The sequence below is a fragment of the Pararhodobacter aggregans genome (genome assembly GCF_003075525.1).
Taxonomy (GTDB): Bacteria; Pseudomonadota; Alphaproteobacteria; order Rhodobacterales; family Rhodobacteraceae; genus Pararhodobacter; species Pararhodobacter aggregans.
In genome coordinates this window covers 1-16,411 of the sequence record NZ_QDDR01000024.1, presented here as the reverse complement: position 1 = coordinate 16,411, position 16,411 = coordinate 1, and the positions used below count along the sequence as shown (strand labels likewise).

Genomic DNA, 16,411 nt, shown 5'->3' with positions numbered 1-16,411 from the left:
CTACGATTCCCAGGGCGAGACCGGGAAGATGATGGGGTGAGCGGCGCCCGGCGCTTGCGCCGGGGGAAACGATCCAGTGGATCGTTTCCAGCCGCGAACGCCCGAGGCGCAAGCCGAGGGCCGGGCCGTTCCTTTAAGGTGCGGCGCCCGGCGCTTGCGCCGGGGGAAACGATCCAGTGGATCGTTTCCAGCCGCGAACGCCCGAGGCGCAAGCCGAGGGCCGGGCCCTTTTCTTAAGGTGCGGCGCCCGGCGCTTGCGCCGGGGGAAACGATCCAGTGGATCGTTTCCAGCCGCGAACGCCCGAGGCGCGAGCCGAGGGCCGGGCCCTTCGTTTAAAGTGCGGCCCCGGCGCATGCGCCGGGGCGGAAACGATCCAGTGGATCGTTTCCAGACGCGAAGGCCCCCGGGGACAGCCGGGGGCCGGGTTCTATGAGAGGCCCAAAAGCCTGACATTAGACCAGAATAGCCGAATGTTGGTTTTCTTACATTCCTCCCCGGTCCTCACGGCGTAGCGCGGCAAAAAAATGTCAGAAAAGTACAACCCGTCAGCCCATCGGCACCAGCTTGGCCAGTGCCGAGACCTTGCCCGCCGCGGCACCTGACTCGATCGATTCGCGGGCCATGGCGGCGCCGGTTTTCAGGTCCGGCGCCCGGTCGGCGACCATCAGCGCCGCCGCCGAATTCAACAGCACCGCATCGCGATAGGCCGCCCGGCCGCCGCCCTTCAGCACCGCTTTCAGCGCTGCCGCATTCTCGGCCGGATCGCCGCCCAAGAGGTCCTCGAAGGGATGGACCGGCAGGCCCGCATCCTCGGGATGCACGGTGAACTCATGCAGCGCGCCGCCCTCCAGCGCCACGACCAGCGAGGGCGCGGCGATCGACAGCTCGTCGGTCCCGTCGCCGCCATGCACCAGCCAGGCCTTCTCCGACCCCAGGGTCCGCAGCACCTCGGCCATCGGCCGCACCAGATCGGGCGAGAACGCGCCGGTCAGCTGCCGCGTCACCCCGGCCGGATTGGTCAAGGGCCCGAGGATGTTGAAGATGGTCCGCGTGCCGAGTTCCGCCCGCACCGGCCCCACGTGCCGCATCGCCGGATGGTGCATCGGCGCCATCATGAAGCCGAGGCCGACCTCGGCCAGCGCCCGCTCGACCTCGGCCGCGCCGACCATGACGTTGATCCCCAGCGCCCCCAGCGCATCCGCCGCGCCTGATTTCGACGACAGGTTGCGGTTGCCGTGCTTGGCCACCGGCACGCCCGCGCCCGCCACGACGAAGGCCGTCGCGGTCGAGATGTTCAGCGTGCCCTTGCCGTCGCCGCCGGTGCCGACGATGTCCATCGCCCCCGCGGGGGCCGCCACCCTGACGCAGCGCGCGCGCATCACCGCGGCGGCGGCGGCGTATTCGTCGACCGTCTCGCCCCGCGTCCTGAGCGTCATCAGGAAGCCGCCCATCTGCGCGGGCGTCGCATCGCCGGCGAAGAGGATCGAGAAGGCCTCTTCGGCCTCGGCCCGGGTCAGCGGGCGTTCGACGGCCTGGGCGATCAGCGCCTTGAAGCTGCTCATGCCGCCACCTGCGCGCGGTCGAGGAAATTCTTCAGCATGGCGTGGCCGTGTTCCGAGGCGATGCTTTCGGGGTGGAACTGCACGCCCTCGATCGGCAGGTTGCGATGCTTGAGGCCCATGATCATCCCCCCCTCCAGCCAGGCGGTGACCTCCAGGCAATCAGGCAGAGTTTCGCGCTCGACGATCAGCGAATGATAGCGCGTGGCCTTGAGGGGCGAGGGCAGACCGGCGAAAACCCCGCTGCCCGCGTGCCGGATCTCGCCCATCTTGCCGTGCACGATCTCGCCCGCCCGCACCACGCGCCCGCCGAAAGCCTGGCCGATGGTCTGATGGCCCAGACACACGCCCAGCAGCGGCGTCTTCGTCTCGGCCGCGGCGGCGACCAGCGGCAGGCAGATCCCCGCCGCATCCGGGTCGCAGGGCCCGGGGCTGAGCACGATGGCCGAGGGGTTCATCGCCATGGCCTGCTGCACGTCGAGGGCATCGTTGCGCCGGACCACGACCTCGGCGCCGAGCTCGCCGAAATAATGCACGAGGTTGTAGGTGAAGCTGTCGTAATTATCGATCAGGAGCAGCATGGCAGGGCATCCGATTGGGTCGGCCGCGGGGCCGGGGCAGGGGCCCTCTTCATGCACGCGCGTCTCGGCCGGGGTCAAGCCCGGCGGGGCTTGCCCGGGGGTGCAACCGTCTGGCGGACGCGGTATAACCGTAAAAAACGCGTAACGACGAGGGGCAGATGGGCGGGTTCGTCAAGGGGATCGGGGTGGGGCTGGCCAGTTTCGCGCTGGGGTTCGTGGTGCTGTCGGTGGCGGTGCCGGTCGATCCGGGCCCCGCGCCGAGCGCCGGGGAGGAGCCGGTCGAGTTGATCGGCGCCGCGCCCGAGGCCGCTGACCCCGCGCCCGCGCCCCCGGTGCCCCAGCCCGCGCCCGCGCAGGAAGAGGCCGTGGCCGCGCAGGAAGAGGCCGTGGCCGCGCAGGAAGAGGCCGTGGCCGCGCCGCCCTCGGCCCCGGCGATGCCCGCCGCGACCGGCAGCGAGGCGCCGGACCGCATTCAGGCCCTGACCGCGATGCCGACCGAGGCCAGCCCGCCCCCCGCGCTGCCCCTTGACGCGCCGACCGAGGCGCAGGCGACCCTTTCAGCCGTGACGCCGGTCACGACGCCCGCCGCGCCGAATGCCCCGGTGCTGCCAGGGCTGGACGGCGGCTCCGCGGCCACGCTGGCGGCGCCCACCGGGATGACGGTTTCCCCCAGCGCCTCGCCCGCGCCGCCCGCCGACACGCCGAGCGATCCGAATGCCGCTTTGGCCGCACTGGCCCCGGTCACGACGCCCGCCGCGCCGGATGCCCCGGCGATGCCGGGGCCGGACGGCGCCTCCGCGGCCATGCTGGCGGCGCCCACCGGGATGACGGTTTCCCCCAGCGCCTCGCCCGCGCCGCCCGCCGACACGCCGAGCGATCCGAATGCCGCCCTGGCCGCACTGGCCCCGGTCACGACGCCCGCCGCGCCGGACGCCCCGGTGCTGCCGGGGCCGGACGGCGGCTCCGCTCCGGCGATGGCCGCGCCGCAATTGCCCGCCGCCGAGGCCGGGTTGCCCGCCGCGCCGCCCGCCGATGGCCTGAGCGACAGCGCCGCGCTGCCTCGGATCGTCCCGGTCGCGCCGGTCACCGCCACCGCGCTGCCCGCGGGCGAGCCGCTTCTGAACGAACCCGACGCCGGGGCGGTTGAGCCCGAACCCGACGCCGACGCCTCCGTGGCTGCGCCCGAGGCCGAGGCAACCGCGGCAGCGCCCGAAGACGGGGCCCAGCCAACGCCCAGCCGGCGCCTGCCCCCCGTTGCGCCGGATGACACCCTGGCCCGCGTCCCGGCGGTGCCCGAACCCCCGGCCCCGCAGGAGCCCGCCGCCCCGGGCCTGCCCGCGCCGGTCATCGCCCCCGCGTTGCCCCGGGGCGAGCCGCTTCTGCCCGGCGCGGCGCCTGAGCGGCCCCCGGTCTCGACCCTGCCCGGACAGGTGGCGGGGGTGACCGTCGGCCGCGGCACGCTGGGCGATGATTCCACGGTTCGCCGCGGCGGGGTGCAGATGGCGGGCCGCCTGCCGACCCTCGGCGATACCGCCGCCGAGGCTCCGGCCGCAGCCACACCCGCCGCGCCCGATTCCCGCCCGGCCGTCGAACGTTTCGCCGCCCAGCCCGCGCTCGGTGCCGATCAGGTGCCGCTGGGCGTGGTGCTGATCGACGAACCGGCGGCCGAGACGGCGATCCTGGCCCTGCCGGTGCCGGTCACCGTGGCGCTCGACCCCTATGACCCCGAGGCGCCGCGTCGCGCCGCCGCCTACCGTGCCGTCGGGCATGAGATCGCGCTGCAGGCGATGCGGGTGCCGCAGCTGGCCACGCCTGCGGATCTGGAGACGCTGATCGACGGCTGGCACCGCGCCTTCCCCGAGGCGATGGCGGTGATCGACGTGCCGGTGAACGGGCTTGGCGCCAATCCGACGCTGGCCCGCAATGTCGTCGCCACGCTGGCGACCGGGGGCTATGGCGCCATCGCGCTGCGGGACGGGCTCGATGCCTTCCTGCAGGCCTCGCGCGGGGCGGGGCTCAGGGCGGCCTCGGTCTACCGGGTGATCGAGAGCGACGACCAGAGCGAATTCACCATCCGCCGCCTGATCGACCGCGCCGCTTTCGAGGCCCTGCGCCAGCCCGCGGTGGTGATCGCCGCCGCCGCCTCGGACCGCGACACGATGCGCGAACTGACCGATTTCGCCGAGGGGGCGGGGCGTGCCGGGGTCGGCCTCGCGCCGGTTTCGGCCGTGCTGAACAGGAACTGAGATGCACGATTCCGGCCTCTCCTTCATCTTCTTCGAGGTCTCGGCGCTGGTCATGCTGGCCGCGGCGCTGGGCCTTGCCGGGCTGCTGCTGCGCCAGCCGCTGGTCGTCTCGTTCATCGCCGCCGGGATCCTGGCAGGGCCCGGCGCGCTGGGCATCGTGCAATCGACCGAGATGATCGCCGTGCTGGGCCAGATCGCCGTCGCGGTGCTGCTGTTTCTGGTGGGGCTCAAACTCGACGTGAAACTGGTCAGGAACCTCGGCGCGGTGGCGGTGGCGACCGGGCTGGGGCAGGTGGGGTTCACCGCTATCGTGGGCTTCCTTCTGTGCCTGGTGATGGGGATCGACCCGCTGTCCTCGGTCTATATCGCCGTGGCGCTGACCTTTTCCTCGACCATCATCATCGTCAAACTGCTGTCCGACAAACACGAGATCGACTCCCTGCACGGCCAGATCGCGCTGGGCTTCCTGATCGTGCAGGACATTTTCGTGATCCTCGCCATGGTCGTCGTCTCGGCCCTGGGGTTCGGCGGCGGCGAGGGCGAGACGGGCCTGCAGGAGATCCTGCTGCTGGCCGGGGGCGCGCTGGCGCTGATGGCCTTCGTCTGGGTCTTCGTGCGCTGGATCGCCAACCCGCTGATGGCGCTGATCGCCCGATCGCAGGAGCTGCTGGTCATCTTCGCCGTCGGCTGGGCGGCGGGGCTGGCGGCGCTGGCGGATGTCATCGGGCTGGGGCAGGAGCTGGGCGGGCTGATGGCCGGGGTCTCGCTCGCCTCGACGCCCATTCGTGATGCGATCGGTGCGCGGCTGGCACCGCTCAGGGATTTCCTGCTGCTTTTCTTCTTCATCGGCCTCGGCGCCGGGCTGGACCTGTCGACGCTGGGCGCGCAGGTGGCCCCCGCCGCCGTGCTCTCGGTCTTCGTGCTGGTCGGCAACCCGCTGATCGTGCTGGCGATCCTGGGCTTCATGGGCTACCGCAAGCGCACCGGCTTCCTGGCCGGGCTGACCGTGGCGCAGATCTCGGAATTCTCGTTGATCTTCATGGCGATGGGGATCGCGCTGGGCCATGTGGACGAGGGGGCGATGGGGCTGGTCACGCTGGTCGGCCTCGTGACCATCGCGCTGTCGGTCTACATGATAACCTGGTCGCACAAGCTCTATGTGCTCTGTGAGCCCTTTCTCGGCGTCTTCGAACGCTCCGCCCCCTACCGCGAGAACGCTGACAGCGCCCCGGCCGAGGGCGAGGGGCCGGATGTGGTGATCCTGGGCCTCGGCCGCTTCGGCTGCCGGATCGGGCAGGGGCTGAAGGAGCGCGGGCTCGAGGTGCTGGGCGTCGATTTCGACCCCGAGGCGCTGAAAGCCTGGCGCGCGCAGGGGATGACGGCGCAATTCGGCGATGCGACGGACCCGGAATTCGTGGCCCATCTGCCGCTGGCGAGGGTCCGGGCCGTCATCTCGGCCATGCCGCGCGGGCGGGGGAATGTGCTGAGCGAGGCCGACACCCAGCCCGCCCTGCTGCATGCGCTGAAGGCCGCGGGCTACCGGGGCGAGGTCGCGGTCACCGTGACCCGGGGCGCCGAGGCCGATGCCTATCGCGACCTCGGCGCGACGCTGGTGCTGTCGCCCTTCGAGGATGCGGCGGAGCGGGCGGTGGAGAAGATCGCCGAGGCCTGTGCCTAGCGCTGGTGGCAAGACCCGGGGGTTTTCCACCCCCGGCCCCCCGGAGGATATTTTGAGCGCAAAGAAGGCGGCGTTCAGAAAGGGTTAACGCCTGACCTGCTTACATCGAGAAGCTGATGCCGCAGCCGCAGCTGGACGCCGCGTTGGGGTTTTCGATCACGAAGCGGGCGCCGATCAGTTCCTCGGTGAAATCGATCACCGCATTGGACAGGAACGGCAGCGACACCGGGTCGATCACCACCTGCTGGCCCTTGCTGGCGAGGACCAGATCCTCGTCCTCGGGCGCGTCGAGCGTGATTTCATACTGGAAGCCCGAACAGCCCCCGCCCGAGACGGCGACGCGCAGGACCTGCGGGGTCCCGGCATTCTCGGCGATCTCGGCGAGGCGGTCGAAGGCGCGGTCGGTGACACGGGGGGGCAGATTCATGGCGAAACGGCGTTTTCCTGCAAGGCTATGGCAGATATAAGAAGGCCAAGGGCGCACGACAAGCGCCATGGCAGAACGGACAGCATGACCCAACCGGCCCCCTTCGCCGCCGACCCCCTGCAATCGCGCGGGCGGCTGCATCCTGAGCGCATCTCGACCTTCCGCTCGCCCTTTCAGCGCGACCGGGACCGGATCATCCATTCCTCGGCCTTCCGGCGGCTGAAGCACAAGACCCAGGTCTTCATCGAGCACGAGGGCGATTATTACCGCACCCGGCTCACCCATTCCATCGAGGTGGCGCAGGTGGCGCGCACGCTGTCCGCCGCGCTGGGGCTGAACACCGATCTGGCCGAGGCCATCGCGCTGGCCCATGACCTGGGCCACACCCCCTTCGGCCATACGGGTGAGGACGCGATGGCGGCGTTGATGGAGCCCTATGGCGGCTTCGACCACAACGCCCAGGCCCTGCGCATCGTCACCATGCTGGAAAAGCACTACGCCGATTTCGACGGGCTGAACCTGACCTGGGAGACGCTGGAGGGCATCGCCAAGCACAACGGCCCGCTGGTCGGCGCCGATGGCGTGCCGCTCAAGGGGCCGCTGCCCGCCGCGCTGGTCGAATACAACGCCCAGCAGGACCTCTGGCTGCATACCTATGCCAGCGCCGAGGCGCAGGTCGCGGCCATCGCCGATGACGTCGCCTATAACCACCACGACCTGCACGACGGGCTGCGCTCGGGCCTCTTCACCGAAGAGGATCTGATGGAACTGCCGATCACCGGCCCGGCCTTTGCCGAGGTCGACCAGATCTATCCCGGTCTCGACAAGATGCGGCGGCGGCACGAGGCTTTGCGCCGCGTCTTCGGCGTGATGGTCGAGGATGTGATCGCGGTCGCCCGCACCCGGCTGCAGGCCGCCGAGCCCGAGAATGCCGATGCGGTGCGCTTCCTCGGCACACGGATCATCCGCTTTTCCGACCGCCTCTTCCGCGAGCTGAAGGTGATCCGCCAGTTCCTCTTCACCCGCATGTACCGGGCCGAGCGGGTGGTCGCCATGCGGGCCGAGGTGACGGAAGTGGTGCGCGACCTTTTCGCGCTGTTCATGAACGACCCGGCGCTGCTGCCCGAGGAATGGCGCGGCGACGCCCGCCACACCGGGGACGAGGCGGCGCTGGCCCGCGTGGTCGCCGATTACGTGGCGGGCATGACCGACCGTTTCGCCTTGCAGGAACATGCGCGGCTCTTGGGCACCGATCCCGCGCGCTTTACCCGCTACATCGTCTCGGGCTGAAAAACCGTCGGTTCTGCGGCGCGGCATCGTCCCTTGCCGATACTACGAACCCATATTATATGGGTCCGTAGAAAGGCGGCCCGATGCCCCAAGACGCGAAATCCCTGCTGGTCCTGTTCAACGATGCCGCGCGCATGATGCGGGCGGAATTCGCCCGCGCTGCGCGTGACCACAAGCTGACGCTGCTGCAATGGCGCACGCTGGGCCTGCTGGCGCGGGGGGGGCCGTTGACGCAATCGGCCATCGCCCAGCGGATCGAGGCCAGCCCGATGACCATGTCGGATATCGTCAACCGGCTGGAATCGCTGGGTTACGTCCTGCGCGAGGTCGATCCCGCCGACAGTCGCGCCAAGCTGGTGCGCCTGGCGCCCGCCGCCCATCCGATCGTCGAGGAAATGCGCGCCATCGCCCAGGACCTGTCGGGCCGCATCTTCGCCGGATTTTCCGACTCCGACCGCGCCACGCTGGAGGCCCTGTTGGGCCGCGTGGTCATCAATCTCGACTCGCTCGCCGCCACCCATGACTGAGACCGCCATGAGCCCCAAGGACACCGCCACCGCCTTCGATCCGACGACCAGCCAGGCCGCCCCGCCCGCGCCCAAAGCCAAACCCAAGCGCCGCCGCCGGGTGCTGATGCTGACCGTGCCGTTGGCGCTGGCCGTGGCGGGGGGCTTCGTCTGGCTGACCGGCGGGCGCTATGAGAGCACCGACAACGCCTATGTCCGCCAGGCGATCCTGCCGGTCAGCGCCGATGTCGCGGGCCGCATCACCGAGGTGGCGGTGCAGGAGAACCAGCATGTCGAGGCGGGCGCGGTCCTGTTCCGGCTGGATGACGAACCCTACCGCATCGCGCTGGATCAGGCCGAGGCGGCGCTGGCCTCGGCGCGGCTGGCGGCCGAGCAGCAGCGTTCGGCCTGGGTCACGGCCGAGGGGCGGCTCGACGCGGCGCGGCAGGTGCTGGACCTGCGCGAGCGGGATTACCAGCGCCAGACCGAGCTGTCCGACCGGGGGGTCATCACCCATGCAGCGCTGGATTCGGCCTCGATCACCGTGCAGGCGGCCGAGAACGATGTGCGGCTGGCGGCGCTGGCGGTGACGCAGGCGGCGGCGGCGCTGGGGGGTGATCCTGCGCGCGAGACGGATTCGCTGCCCTCGGTCCGCGCCGCGCTCTCGGCGCGCGAGGCGGCGCAGCGGGCGCTGGACCATACACTCATCACCGCCCCCGCCAGCGGCATCGTCAGCCAGACCGGCAGCCTGAACGTGGGGCAATACGTGGCGACCGGCACGATGGTGGCGAGCCTGGTGGAATCCGATGCCTCGTGGATCGAGGCGAATTTCAAGGAAACCCAGCTTGGTGCGCTGGTCCCGGGCCAGCCCGTCACGGTCGAGATCGACGCCTATTCCGGCGCGGAACTGCACGGCGTGGTGGACAGTATCGGCGCCGCCACCGGCTCGCAATTCTCGCTGATCCCGGCGCAGAACGCGACCGGCAACTGGGTCAAGGTCGTCCAGCGCGTGCCCGTCCGGATCCGGCTCGAGGGGGCGCCCGAGCAATCCCTGCGCGGCGGGCTCAGCGCCAGCGTCGCGGTCGATACCGGCACCAGCCGGCTTGACCGGCTCGACCTCGGCCATTGGCAACGCTGGCTGCCATGACCACGCTGTCGCGCCCGACGCTGGAGGTCAGCCATCGCGGCTGGCTGACGGCCTCGATCATGCTGGCGACGATCATGCAGGTGCTGGACACCACCATCGCCAACGTCGCCCTGCCGCATATGACCGCCAGCCTCGGCGCCAGCCAGGAAGAGATCACCTGGGTCCTGACGTCCTATATCGTGGCCTCGGCCATCGCCACGCCGATGACCGGCTGGCTGGTGGACCGGCTGGGCGCGCGGATGCTGTTCATCCTCGCCATCGCCGGGTTCACCTTCTTCTCGCTGCTGTGCGGCATCGCCACCGGGCTGGAGGAGATGGTGCTCTTCCGCGTCATGCAGGGCGTCTTCGGCGCGGTGCTGAGCCCGCTGGCCCAATCCACCATCCTCGACATCAACCCGAGGGAGCGGATGGGTCAGGCCATGGCCGTCTATGGCGCGGGGATCATGCTGGGGCCGATCGTCGGCCCGACGCTGGGCGGCTGGCTGACCGAGGATTTCGGCTGGCGTTACGTCTTCCTGGTCAACCTGCCCATCGGGATCTTGGCCTTGTTCGGCGTCGCGGCCTTCATGCCGAAGACACCGACGAAAACCCGCCGCTTCGACTTCTTCGGCTTCGCCATGCTGGCGCTGGCAGTCGGCGCGCTGCAACTGATGCTCGACCGGGGGCAGGCGGTCGGCTGGTTCCAGTCGGCCGAGATCTGGATCTACACCGGCCTCGCGATCAGCGGGCTCTGGGTCTTCGGCGTGCATTGCCTGACGGCGGAAGACCCGTTCATCGACTTCCGCATGTTCAGGGACCGCAACTTCGCGATGGGGATGCTGTTCATCTTCGTTATCGGCCTGACTCTGTTCTCGGGCCTCGCGCTGCTGCCGCCCCTGTTGCAATCGCTGCTGGGCTACCCGGTCATCACCACCGGCATCGTCATGGCGCCGCGCGGGGTGGGCACGATGATCTCGATGATCGTGGTCGGCCGCCTGATGGGCAAGGTCGATGCCCGGGCGCTGGTCCTCTTCGGTCTGGCGCTGACCATGCTGGCCTTCTGGATGATGACCGGCTTTGACACGCAGATGGACCGCGGGCCGATCATCTGGTCGGGCCTGTTGCAGGGCTTTGGCCTCGGCTTCGTCTTCGTGCCCTTCTCGACCCTGACCTTCGCCACGCTCGCCACCAAATACCGGGGCGACGGCACCTCGATGTTCGCGCTGGTCAGGAACGTCGGCTCGGGCGTCGGCATCTCCATCGTCACCTCGGTTCTGGCCCGCATGGTCGCCACGAACCACGAGGAGATCGCAAGCCGCCTGACCGCCGATGCGCCCGCGGTCCGGGATCTGGTGCCGGGGCTTCTGGCCCATAACCAGGCGCTGGCGGCGCAGATCGACGGGCTGGTGACGCAGCAGGCGGCGATGATCGCCTATATCGACAATTTCCACCTGATGCTGATCTTCACCGCCATGGCGCTGCCCATCGTCTTCCTCCTGCGCACCAACACCGGCGCGCCGAAGGGGCCGACGATGCCCGCGGGCGACCATTGAACCGCGCGCTCGGTTGACGTTTTCGTTTGCCGTGGTAGGGCAGGGGCCAGCAAAGGACGACGCGATGAACCTGTTCAACGACATTCGGGCGCTGGTGATTGATTGCCTGGGCGCCATGGCCGCCGAGGGCGCGCTGCCGCAAGGGCTGGAAACCGCCGCCGTGACCGTGGAGCCGCCCCGCGATGCCGCCCACGGCGACATGGCGACCAATGCGGCGATGGTGCTGGCCAAGCCCGCGGGCCAGCAGCCCCGCGCCATCGCCGAGGCGCTGGCCGCCCGCCTCGCCGCCGATCCCCGCGTCGCCGCGGCCGAGGTGGCGGGCCCCGGCTTCCTGAACCTGCGCCTGCAGCCGCAAGCCTGGCAGGGCGTCGTCGGCGCCGCGCTGGCCGCCGGCAAGGATTTCGGCCGCACCACGATCGGCGGGGCCGAGAAGATCAACGTCGAATTCGTCAGCGCCAACCCCACGGGCCCGATGCATGTCGGCCACACAAGGGGCGCGGTGGTGGGCGATGCCCTGTCCAACCTGCTGGCCTTCGCCGGCTGGGACGTGACGCGCGAATATTACATCAACGACGGCGGGGCGCAGGTCGATGTTCTGGCTCGCTCGGCCTTTGAACGCTACCGCGAGGCGCATGGCCTCTCGCCCGAGATCGCCGAGGGGCTCTATCCCGGCGATTACCTGATCCCGGTCGGCGAGGCGCTGAAAGAGAAGTTCGGCGACCGCTTCCTCAACGCGCCGGAATCCGACTGGCTGCCGGTGATCCGCGAGGTCTCGACCGAGGCGATGATGGCCATGATCCGCGAGGATCTGGCGGCGCTGGGCGTCCGCATGGATGTCTATTCCAGCGAGAAGGCGCTCTACGGCACCGGCAAGATCGAATCCGCCATCGACACGCTGCGCGGCATGGGCCTGATCTATGAAGGCGTGCTGGAACCGCCGAAGGGCAAGACGCCCGAGGATTGGGAACCGCGCGAACAGACGCTGTTCAAGTCCACCGCCCATGGCGATGACGTCGACCGGCCGGTCAAGAAGTCCGACGGCTCGTGGACCTATTTCGCCCCCGATATCGCCTATCATTTCGACAAGGTGCAGCGCGGATTCGACCAGCTGATCGACATTCTGGGGGCTGACCACGGCGGCTATGTCAAGCGGATGAAGGCGGCGGTGGCGGCGCTCTCGGGCGGGCGCGTGCCCTTGGACATCAAGCTCATCCAGCTGGTCAAGCTCTACAAGAATGGCGAGCCCTTCAAGATGTCGAAGCGCGCCGGGACCTTCGTCACCCTGCGCGACGTGGTCGAGGAGGTGGGCGCCGATGTCACCCGCTTCGTCATGCTGACCCGCAAGAACGATGCCGCGCTCGATTTCGACTTCGACAAGTTGCAGGAGCAATCGCGCGACAACCCCGTGTGGTACGTGCAATACGCCCATGCCCGCATCGCCTCGGTCCTGCGCAAGGCGGGGGCGACGCTCGATGTGTCGGACGCGGCGCTGGCCACGGCGGATCTGAGCAAGCTGGACCATCCGGCGGAGCTGGCGCTGATCCGCAAGCTGGCCGATTGGCCGCGTCAGGTGGAAATCGCCGCCCGCGCGCATGAGCCGCACCGGGTCGCCGGGTTCCTCACCGAACTCGCCGCGGACCTGCATGGCCATTGGAACAAGGGCAATGACGAGGGCTCGCTCAGGTTCGTGCAGGACGATCCGGCCACAATGGCGGCCAAAATCGCCCTTGCCCGTTCCGTGGGCGTTGTTATTTCCGCGGGTCTTGCTATCCTTGGCGTCACTCCCGTCGAGGAAATGCGCTGAATACAGGCTGGCGCACGGCGGGCTGCCCGTGAAAACGGGCTGGTGAAGGACGTGGGCCAAGACCGGGAATAACCCGGCGGGTTTGTGAGGCGAGCATGGCACAAGGCTATTACGAGGGGTATCAACCCCCGCATTCCGGGCGGATTCCGTCCCCGACCTCCAATGCCGGCGCGATGCCGGGGGCGGTGCGCGTCGGGCGGCTGGTCAATTTCGCCGGGGCCGTGCTGTCGGTCGCGCTGGTCGCGGGCGTCGGCATCTGGTCCTACCGGCTGATGGTGCGCGACGTGACCGGCGTGCCGGTGATCCGCGCGCTGGCCGGTCCGATCCGCGTCTCGCCCGAGGATCCGGGCGGTCGGCAGGCGGCCTATCAGGGCCTCGCCGTCAACACCGTCGCCGCGCAAGGCGGGGCGGCCGGGACCGCGCAGACCATCGCGCTCGCCCCGGGCGCCCAGCCCCTGACGGATGAGGACCGGGCCACCGCCGCGCTGGCCGCGCGCAGCCAGCAGGCCGCCATCGCCCCCCCTGCCGCCATCGGCGCCGCGGTCGAGACCGCCTTCGCCCCGGGGGATGTGCTGCCCGAAGGGCTGTCGCTGGACGAGGACGCGCCCGTTTTGCAGATCCTGCCCTCCAGCACGCCCGGCATCGCCCGCTCGCCCATCCCGCGGCGGCGCGACGGCACCCGCATCGCCGTGGCGCCCGCGCCTGTCGCTCCCGCGCCGACCCCCGCACCGACCCAGGTGGCGGCGCAGGTCGGCGCGCAGATCCCCGGCGGCGCCGATCCGCAGGCCGAGCAATTGCTGGCCGAACTGGTCACCCGGCTGGGTGCGCCCCGCGTCACCGATATCGACCCTGCGTCGCTGACCCCCGGTACGCGGCTGGTGCAGCTTGGCGTCTATGACGACGAGGCTGCGGCCCGCAACGCCTGGGAAACCATCACCGCCCGCTTCCCCTCGTTCCTGGAGAGCCGCGGCCGCATCGTCGAGCCGGCCACCTCGGGCGGGCGGGTCTTCTACCGGCTGCGCGCGGCGGGCTTCTCTGACGAACCCGAGGCACGGCGCTTCTGCACCATGCTCCTGGCCGAGAATGTCGACTGCATTCCAACGCTGATCCGCTGAGCCGATGACCGGCGCGACCATCCTGGGATGCTCCGGGCCGGTGCTGACCGAGGGCGAACGCGCTTTTTTCCGCGACGCCGATCCTTGGGGATTCATCCTCTTCCGCCGCAATGTCGAGGATGTCGCGCAACTGCGCGCCCTGACCGGCAGCCTGCGGGAGGCGGTGGGCTGGCACGCCCCCGTCTTCGTCGATCAGGAAGGCGGCACCGTACAGCGCCTGCGCCCGCCGCTGGCCCGCGACTGGCCCGACGCCAGCCAGCCGCATGGCGGGCCGACCGGGGTCTATCTGCGCCACCGGGTGATGGCCGCAGAACTGATGGCCTGCGGCATCGACGGCAATTGTGCCCCGGTGATCGACGTGGCGGGGCCGGAGACGCATCCTTTCCTGCAACGCCGCATCTGGTCGCCCGATCCGCTGGACGTGGCGACGCTGGCCATGGCCGCGGCCGAGGGGTTGCTGAAAGGCGGCGTCCTGCCGGTGATCAAGCACCTGCCCGGGCATGGCTCGGCCAATGCCGACACCCACCACAGCCTTGCCCGCTGCCGCCTGAGCCTTGCCGAGTTGAAGGCCGCCGATTTCCTGCCGGTCCGGGCGCTGGCGCATCTGCCCCTGGGCATGACCTCGCATGTGGTCTACGAGGCGCTCGATCCCGACACCCCCGCCACGCTGTCCGCGACGGTCCTCAGCTATCTGCGGGCCGAGCTGGGCTTCGACGGGCTCCTGATGACCGACGACCTGACCATGAACGCGCTGCCCGGCACGCTGGCCAGCCGGGCCGAACGGGCGATCAGGGCGGGCTGCGATCTGGTGCTGCATTGCTCGGGCGAGAGGGCCGAGATGGTCGAGGTGGTCGCCGCCTCCGGCCCGCTGAGGGCGACCGCACGGGCCGAGGCGGCGCTGGCCTGCCGCCGCCCGCCCGCGCCGATTGACATTGAGGCCGCCACCGCCGAATTTGAACGCCTCAGTCAAGAAGGGGCGTGAATGGAAGCCGGGGCAGAGCAGGGCGATATCGCCGCCCGGCTCGAGGATGAGGCGCTGATTGTCGATGTCGACGGCTATGAAGGGCCGCTCGACCTGCTGCTGACACTCTCGCGCCGCCAGAAGGTCGACCTGCGCCGCATCTCGGTCCTGCAACTGGCCGAGCAATACCTGACCTTTGTCGAAGCGGCGCGGGCGCTGCGCATCGAACTGGCGGCGGATTATCTGGTCATGGCGGCCTGGCTCGCCTTCCTGAAATCGCGCCTGCTGCTGCCACCCGACCCGACCGAGGAAGGTCCCTCGGCCGAAGACCTCGCCGCGCATCTCGCCTTCCAGCTGGAACGGCTGGAAGCGATGCGCGAGGCGGCGGGGCGGCTGATGGGCCGTGACCGGCTGGGGCGCGACTTCTTCGCCCGCGGCGCGCCCGAGACGCAGGCCATCGAGAAACGCACCCAGCATACGGCGACGCTGCTGGAACTGATCCAGGCCTATGCAAGGCTGCGCACCAAGGACGAATTCCGCCCCTATGCCTTTGACCGCACGGATATCTACCCGCTGGAGACGGCGCTGGAACGGCTGCGCGGCATGATCGGAGAGGCGGTGCAATGGTCGGATCTGGCGGGCTTCCTGCCGCCGGGCTGGCGCGCGGCGGGGACCCGGCGGCGCTCGGCCCTGGCCTCGACCTTCGCCGCCTCGCTGGAACTGGCCAAACAGGGGCGCCTCGACATCCAGCAGACGGAAACCTTCGCGCCCATTCGCGTGCGCCACCGGCAGGGCGAGGCCCGATGAACGACGAGACCAAACCCGGCCCCGGCCTGTTCCCGGTGCCGCCGATGGGGGAACAGGAACGGATGATCGAGGCCGTGCTCTTCGCCTCGGCCGAGCCGGTGACCAGCGCGGAACTGGCCAAGCGCCTGCCCGAAGGCTGCGACGTGGCCGAGGCGCTGGTGCATCTTCGCAGCCGTTACGCCGGGCGCGGCGTGCATCTGGTCAGGGTGGGCGACGGCTGGGCCATGCGCACGGCGGCGGATCTGGGCTGGCTGATGCGCACCGAACAGGTCGAGACCCGCAGGCTCAGCCGCGCCGCCATCGAGACGCTGGCGATCATCGCCTATCACCAGCCGGTAACCCGGGCCGAGATCGAGGAAATCCGCGGCGTGACCCTGTCGCGCGGCACCATCGACCAGCTGATGGAGCTGGAATGGATCCGCTTCGGCCGCCGCCGCATGACCCCGGGCCGGCCGCTGACCTTCGTGGTGACGGACGGGTTCCTCGACCATTTCGGCCTGGAAACCCCGCGCGACCTGCCGGGGCTGAAGGAGCTGCGCGAAGCGGGGCTCCTGGACAGCCGCGGCATGCCGGGCGCGCAGAGCCTTCCGGGCGACGACGAGGAAGAAGACCCCGGCCAGACCGAGCTTTTCGAAGATTGAGGGGGGAGGGGGCCCTCGTTGCCCGCTGCCGCGGGCGCCTCGGGCGACCAGCGGCGCGGCGTGCCGCCGCGCCGAAGAAGGGGGGCCGTCTGCCCCCCTCTTGGCCTGACGGCCAA

The 16,411-nt window shown here is 70.1% G+C and carries 14 protein-coding genes; 11 read left to right on the top strand and 3 right to left on the bottom strand.

The features are described from left to right. Window positions 1-546: 546 nt before the first annotated feature. Together trpD and DDE23_RS24635 are read right to left on the bottom strand one after the other, a co-directional pair. Window positions 547-1,563 carry an anthranilate phosphoribosyltransferase gene (gene trpD / locus DDE23_RS24640; RefSeq protein ID WP_107751735.1) on the bottom strand — a complete coding sequence of 339 codons (1,017 nt, stop codon included), beginning with the start codon at window positions 1,561-1,563 and terminating at the stop codon, window positions 547-549. After that, a complete protein-coding gene (locus tag DDE23_RS24635; protein WP_107751734.1) occupies window positions 1,560-2,141 on the bottom strand; it encodes an anthranilate synthase component II in 582 nt (193 codons plus the stop codon). Before DDE23_RS24635 ends, trpD begins: the two co-directional genes overlap by 4 nt. Before the next feature lie 158 nt (window positions 2,142-2,299). Here DDE23_RS24635 and DDE23_RS25260 point away from each other — a divergent pair, with 158 nt between their 5' ends. After that, complete coding sequence (locus DDE23_RS25260) at window positions 2,300-4,387, top strand: divergent polysaccharide deacetylase family protein (protein WP_107751733.1); 2,088 nt, start codon at window positions 2,300-2,302, stop codon at window positions 4,385-4,387. Window position 4,388: 1 nt separating this feature from the next. Then, window positions 4,389-6,065, top strand: a complete 1,677-nt coding sequence (locus tag DDE23_RS24620; RefSeq protein ID WP_107751732.1) for a cation:proton antiporter — start codon at window positions 4,389-4,391, stop codon at window positions 6,063-6,065. Between the two features lie 100 nt (window positions 6,066-6,165). Here DDE23_RS24620 and DDE23_RS24615 read toward each other — a convergent pair whose 3' ends face one another. Continuing rightward, the gene (locus DDE23_RS24615; protein WP_107751731.1) at window positions 6,166-6,492 is read right to left on the bottom strand and encodes a HesB/IscA family protein; all 327 of its coding nucleotides are present in this window, start codon (window positions 6,490-6,492) and stop codon (window positions 6,166-6,168) included. Window positions 6,493-6,576: 84 nt separating this feature from the next. Between DDE23_RS24615 and DDE23_RS24610 the strand changes: the two genes are divergently transcribed. From DDE23_RS24610 to scpB, 9 genes are all read left to right on the top strand, one after another. Then, complete coding sequence (locus tag DDE23_RS24610) at window positions 6,577-7,782, top strand: deoxyguanosinetriphosphate triphosphohydrolase (RefSeq protein ID WP_107751730.1); 1,206 nt, start codon at window positions 6,577-6,579, stop codon at window positions 7,780-7,782. Between the two features lie 83 nt (window positions 7,783-7,865). Continuing rightward, on the top strand, window positions 7,866-8,309 hold the full coding sequence (locus DDE23_RS24605; RefSeq protein WP_107751729.1) for a MarR family winged helix-turn-helix transcriptional regulator: 444 nt from the start codon (window positions 7,866-7,868) through the stop codon (window positions 8,307-8,309). Window positions 8,310-8,316: 7 nt separating this feature from the next. Then, the gene (locus DDE23_RS24600) at window positions 8,317-9,435 is read left to right on the top strand and encodes an HlyD family secretion protein (RefSeq protein ID WP_107751728.1); all 1,119 of its coding nucleotides are present in this window, start codon (window positions 8,317-8,319) and stop codon (window positions 9,433-9,435) included. Continuing rightward, window positions 9,432-10,967 carry a DHA2 family efflux MFS transporter permease subunit gene (locus tag DDE23_RS24595; protein WP_107751727.1) on the top strand — a complete coding sequence of 512 codons (1,536 nt, stop codon included), beginning with the start codon at window positions 9,432-9,434 and terminating at the stop codon, window positions 10,965-10,967. The genes DDE23_RS24600 and DDE23_RS24595 overlap by 4 nt, the downstream gene beginning before the upstream one ends. A gap of 64 nt (window positions 10,968-11,031) precedes the next feature. Further along, entirely contained in the window at window positions 11,032-12,771 is a 1,740-nt protein-coding gene (gene argS / locus DDE23_RS24590; RefSeq protein ID WP_107751726.1) for an arginine--tRNA ligase, read from the top strand. A 95-nt stretch (window positions 12,772-12,866) separates the two neighbouring features. Continuing rightward, a complete protein-coding gene (locus DDE23_RS24585) occupies window positions 12,867-13,886 on the top strand; it encodes an SPOR domain-containing protein (protein ID WP_133239608.1) in 1,020 nt (339 codons plus the stop codon). 4 nt (window positions 13,887-13,890) lie between these two features. Then, on the top strand, window positions 13,891-14,868 hold the full coding sequence (locus DDE23_RS24580) for a glycoside hydrolase family 3 N-terminal domain-containing protein (protein ID WP_107751724.1): 978 nt from the start codon (window positions 13,891-13,893) through the stop codon (window positions 14,866-14,868). Further along, entirely contained in the window at window positions 14,869-15,654 is a 786-nt protein-coding gene (locus DDE23_RS24575; protein ID WP_107751723.1) for a segregation and condensation protein A, read from the top strand. Further along, on the top strand, window positions 15,651-16,295 hold the full coding sequence (gene scpB / locus DDE23_RS24570; RefSeq protein ID WP_107751722.1) for an SMC-Scp complex subunit ScpB: 645 nt from the start codon (window positions 15,651-15,653) through the stop codon (window positions 16,293-16,295). Before DDE23_RS24575 ends, scpB begins: the two co-directional genes overlap by 4 nt. Window positions 16,296-16,411 lie beyond the last annotated feature (116 nt).

Bases quoted from the DNA above. Each gene is read 5' to 3' on its own strand.
- trpD (WP_107751735.1), bottom strand. From the start codon at position 1,563: ATGAGCAGCTTCAAGGCGCTGATCGCCCAGGCCGTCGAACGCCCGCTG.
- DDE23_RS24635 (WP_107751734.1), bottom strand. From the start codon at position 2,141: ATGCTGCTCCTGATCGATAATTACGACAGCTTCACCTACAACCTCGTG.
- DDE23_RS25260 (WP_107751733.1), top strand. From the start codon at position 2,300: ATGGGCGGGTTCGTCAAGGGGATCGGGGTGGGGCTGGCCAGTTTCGCG.
- DDE23_RS24620 (WP_107751732.1), top strand. From the start codon at position 4,389: ATGCACGATTCCGGCCTCTCCTTCATCTTCTTCGAGGTCTCGGCGCTG.
- DDE23_RS24615 (WP_107751731.1), bottom strand. From the start codon at position 6,492: ATGAATCTGCCCCCCCGTGTCACCGACCGCGCCTTCGACCGCCTCGCC.
- DDE23_RS24610 (WP_107751730.1), top strand. From the start codon at position 6,577: ATGACCCAACCGGCCCCCTTCGCCGCCGACCCCCTGCAATCGCGCGGG.
- DDE23_RS24605 (WP_107751729.1), top strand. From the start codon at position 7,866: ATGCCCCAAGACGCGAAATCCCTGCTGGTCCTGTTCAACGATGCCGCG.
- DDE23_RS24600 (WP_107751728.1), top strand. From the start codon at position 8,317: ATGAGCCCCAAGGACACCGCCACCGCCTTCGATCCGACGACCAGCCAG.
- DDE23_RS24595 (WP_107751727.1), top strand. From the start codon at position 9,432: ATGACCACGCTGTCGCGCCCGACGCTGGAGGTCAGCCATCGCGGCTGG.
- argS (WP_107751726.1), top strand. From the start codon at position 11,032: ATGAACCTGTTCAACGACATTCGGGCGCTGGTGATTGATTGCCTGGGC.
- DDE23_RS24585 (WP_133239608.1), top strand. From the start codon at position 12,867: ATGGCACAAGGCTATTACGAGGGGTATCAACCCCCGCATTCCGGGCGG.
- DDE23_RS24580 (WP_107751724.1), top strand. From the start codon at position 13,891: ATGACCGGCGCGACCATCCTGGGATGCTCCGGGCCGGTGCTGACCGAG.
- DDE23_RS24575 (WP_107751723.1), top strand. From the start codon at position 14,869: ATGGAAGCCGGGGCAGAGCAGGGCGATATCGCCGCCCGGCTCGAGGAT.
- scpB (WP_107751722.1), top strand. From the start codon at position 15,651: ATGAACGACGAGACCAAACCCGGCCCCGGCCTGTTCCCGGTGCCGCCG.